The sequence below is a fragment of the Paenibacillus sp. y28 genome, from assembly GCF_037137075.1.
Classification (GTDB): Bacteria; Bacillota; Bacilli; order Paenibacillales; family NBRC-103111; genus JBBBNV01.
The window spans coordinates 1-3,423 of record NZ_JBBBNV010000064.1 but is presented as its reverse complement, the minus strand read 5'-3'; the positions used below and the strand labels follow the sequence as shown (position 1 = coordinate 3,423).

Here is a 3,423-nt window from a genome sequence, read left to right as displayed (position 1 = left end):
CCTTAGGATATCATGTACTCGCTTGATTGGGTTATTTTTCATGTGTCGATTTTCAACGAGAACTTTTCACTGTCCAGAATTAATAAATATCGCACTTTTATGATTTACACGAAACAACATACTCATCAAATAATTTTTGAGCACGTTTTAGCTGAGACTTTACTGAAGCAGTGCAACCTTGGAACTCTTCTTTACATTTTAAGGAAGATATTACATCAGTGTTTCCTTCGTAAACCTCATTACTGTTTGAGGCTAAAATTCTCATTATACGTCTAATTCTTGAAAGAACATCCCCCGCTGCCCTTCCAGTGTAGCCTTTTTCATCTTTAAGCCATTGTACAAAACCTACATCCCTTTTATTAAAATTACCTCCCACATAATCTAAAAGGCACTTCGCTACGTAATAGGCTAATTTAACAGGTACAGCATTACCAATAAGTTGATTGTTAATTGTATCGGATTCTAGCCATTTAAAATTATCTGGGAACGTCTGTATACTAGCTCTCTCCCTCATGGTTAGAGACCTAATTCCAGTTGTGACACGCACTGGATCTTGTGCGTGAATCTTGTATTCAGGAGGCATGGGTCTATTGCTCCCCCTTATGGTTGGGGCTGGCTCAAAAACAGAAAAAATTCCACGTCTCTCATACGTCCGTGGATGTCTGTAATAGTACTCTAAATTAAATTCATCGCCTAAATAATCTTTAACTGTCAGAGGAAGTTCTGTAAGATTTGCCGCTAACACACCATCTATAAATCCGTCACTTTTATGTAATCCACCTATACAAAAAAATCTTTTTCTGTTTTGTGGGACTCCAGAGTAACTCGCATTAACAACTCTTTCCGACAAACCATAGCCAGCTGCTTTTAATATTTTTCTGGCATTTTTATAAACAGAGCTTAAATGGACTCTCTCTACGTTCTCCATGACAAAGTAGGCCGGTCTAACCTGAGAAACTATTTGAGCAAAAGATAGTGTTAATTCAGCTCGTTTTCCCTCAATTCTGTTCCCGGCTTGAGAAAAATCTTGACATGGTGGTCCTCCTATAATCAAATCTATGTCTAGAGTGGAAATAAACTCACTAACCTTTTCCCATTCATGTAAATCATATTCGTAAACGGGATGCTCAAAATTCATCCTATAACAAGACACCGCTGCATCCCATTTTTCAAAGGCAGCCACTATTGTGTAACCTGCATCTAGAAAACCCTTACTCATACCGCCGCATCCAGCGAATAAATCAGCAACACGCACCGTAATCCCTCCCTTAAATTTCAATTTTATTGTTTTGTTACACTGACGTCAATATTTTAAGATATCAAACCTAATAACTGGTTTTATATTAAAATAATGTATATTTGTAATTAAAGTAACAGCTAAGGTCCTGGGTTTAGTTAATATCGTTCCTAACATTTCCATTAAAATTGCAGCGACAAGATTCCTATCTTCGCGTGGCAAAAAATTCGCAATTTAAGTGGTAATTGATTTCGACCTCGGTTGTTCATAGACAAATCACCTTCTGGAGTGCTACGATAAAAATGCAGTCGAAAAACCCCCTCGTATGAAATAAAATGAAAGCTGACGAGGGGACGAGAGACAATGAAACGATACGACAAAGCATTTAAAGAAGAAGCAGTAAGATTGAGCGATGAGATTGGACCAAAGAAAGCCGCCGAGCAGTTAGGCGTATCCTACTATACGTTGCAGGAATGGAGAAAGCGAAGAAAACCCTGCACGGCGACGGAGCGCATATCGGGAGCGGACACGCTTATGCACCTGCCGATAAGACTGCGCGTGAAATCGAATTAGAAAAAGAAATAAGCGAGTTGCGCCGTGCAAATGAAATTCTCAAGGATGCACTCGGTTTTTTCGCAAAAGACCGGAAGCGGTAAAGGCATACCAGCTCTATGCTTACATCCGTGAACGACGGAATCAGTGGACCGTCAAGGCGATGTGCGAAGTGCTTGCTGTCAGCGAATCGGGCTATTACCGTAGCTTGAAGCCCATTCCCAAACAGGAGCTGCAGCAGCTTCTTCTGGTCAAAATCAAAGACATCATTGGAGAACATGAAGACAACCGAAATTACGGTGTCCAGCGTATTCTGCTGGCGCTGTCACAAATAGAGATCACGACCAGCTACAGCACGTCTACCGAATCATGAAGAGGCATGGCCTGCTGAAGAAAGTGAGACGTCATCCCAACGGCATTACACGCGAGGATGCCGCAGCTCAAAAGAGCGAGAACCTGATCCAGAGAGACTTCCGATCCTCAGCACCCAACCAAAAATGGCTGTCGGATATCACCGAAATCCCTTGTTCAGACGGCAAGCTCTATCTGTCTGCAATACTGGATTGTTTTAACGGAGAGATCGTGGGCCTCGCCATGGACGACAACATGCGCAAGGAGCTCTGCATCCAAGCTTTTGAGAACGCCTGTAAAGCAAGAAATGCTCGGGGGATGATTTTCCACAGTGATCGAGGCAGTCAATTCACGAGCCGTGCGTTTCGAGAGCGTCTGGCTAAACGAGATGCCCTTCAGAGCATGAGCGGCACAGGTCGTTGTTATGACAATGCAAGAATGGAAAGCTTTTTTGCTACGCTAAAGAAAGAAGCTGTACAAGATCAACACGGAGCGCTATCCGATGGCCTATATGAAATCGGTCATCTTCAGATACATCATGGTCTACTACAACAGACGGAGGGTCTACACCTCTAATCCAGGGGGCTGGCCCCCAGCTATTTATCGTGAAAGAATGCTATCACAAGCAGCTTAGTAACGGGATTTCTGTATGAGGGTGTTTTCAAACTGCACTTTTTTTTGACAACTCCAATCTCAATAGCCATACTCGCTTCCCCCTAAGTTAAATTGATATTCATTGTGGCTCACTTGTACACTCACAAGCAGCAACATAAGTTCACCTCATCAGCTGTAATTTTATTAATCCGACAATTTACCCATAATTTCATATTTATTAAGTAATTCCATTGCCAACTCTCCTGATTTAAACACATCTGTACGATCATAGAGAGGATAGTAACGATGAGTCTTATCGTCGGTTCCAGTACCAGCCGCTGCCGCATACCTAAAAGCAGACGGTAATTCCCGACCCTGTGGAAGAATTGGGATACCAAAATCTTGACACCGAGTTTTTGTAAGCAATACAGCAAATGGGTAAGGCTCTTGTGTCCATCGCTTGCTGGACGGGATGTAGTAAGGCAGTCCCGTCTCCAGTACTTCTGCTTTACTGTACCAGCCCTTTTCGTTCGGCATATACGATTCCCCCTGTGAAGTTGGTATTGCAAAAATAATGACTTCGCATCACTAGCGTTGCATTAATTTTCCCTAAATCTTCATAATTTTCTGTATTTATCTCATTCAGACGCAAAAAAATCCTTTACAATGGATTGGCAGGTAGTTCCTGT

Annotated in this window: 5 protein-coding genes; 3 read left to right on the top strand and 2 right to left on the bottom strand. The window is 42.2% G+C overall.

The window, feature by feature from the left end; all coding sequences use genetic code 11:
- Positions 1 to 97: 97 nt before the first annotated feature.
- Positions 98 to 1,255 (bottom strand): DNA cytosine methyltransferase, encoded by a 1,158-nt coding sequence (locus WBG83_RS22140; protein WP_336747558.1) that lies wholly within the window; start codon positions 1,253 to 1,255, stop codon positions 98 to 100.
- 345 nt (positions 1,256 to 1,600) lie between these two features.
- Here WBG83_RS22140 and WBG83_RS22135 point away from each other — a divergent pair, with 345 nt between their 5' ends.
- The 3 genes from WBG83_RS22135 (at position 1,601) to WBG83_RS22125 (ending at position 2,716) form a co-directional block, all read left to right on the top strand.
- On the top strand, positions 1,601 to 1,810 hold the full coding sequence (locus WBG83_RS22135) for a transposase (protein WP_336747557.1): 210 nt from the start codon (positions 1,601 to 1,603) through the stop codon (positions 1,808 to 1,810).
- A gap of 151 nt (positions 1,811 to 1,961) precedes the next feature.
- Positions 1,962 to 2,162 carry a hypothetical protein gene (locus tag WBG83_RS22130; RefSeq protein ID WP_336747556.1) on the top strand — a complete coding sequence of 67 codons (201 nt, stop codon included), beginning with the start codon at positions 1,962 to 1,964 and terminating at the stop codon, positions 2,160 to 2,162.
- Complete coding sequence (locus WBG83_RS22125) at positions 2,159 to 2,716, top strand: IS3 family transposase (RefSeq protein WP_336747555.1); 558 nt, start codon at positions 2,159 to 2,161, stop codon at positions 2,714 to 2,716. Before WBG83_RS22130 ends, WBG83_RS22125 begins: the two co-directional genes overlap by 4 nt.
- Before the next feature lie 222 nt (positions 2,717 to 2,938).
- On the opposite strand, the gene WBG83_RS22120 is transcribed toward WBG83_RS22125, so the two are convergent.
- Positions 2,939 to 3,271: a hypothetical protein gene (locus WBG83_RS22120; RefSeq protein ID WP_336747554.1), complete on the bottom strand. Its 333-nt coding sequence runs from the start codon at positions 3,269 to 3,271 to the stop codon at positions 2,939 to 2,941.
- Between the last annotated feature and the right edge of the window lie 152 nt (positions 3,272 to 3,423).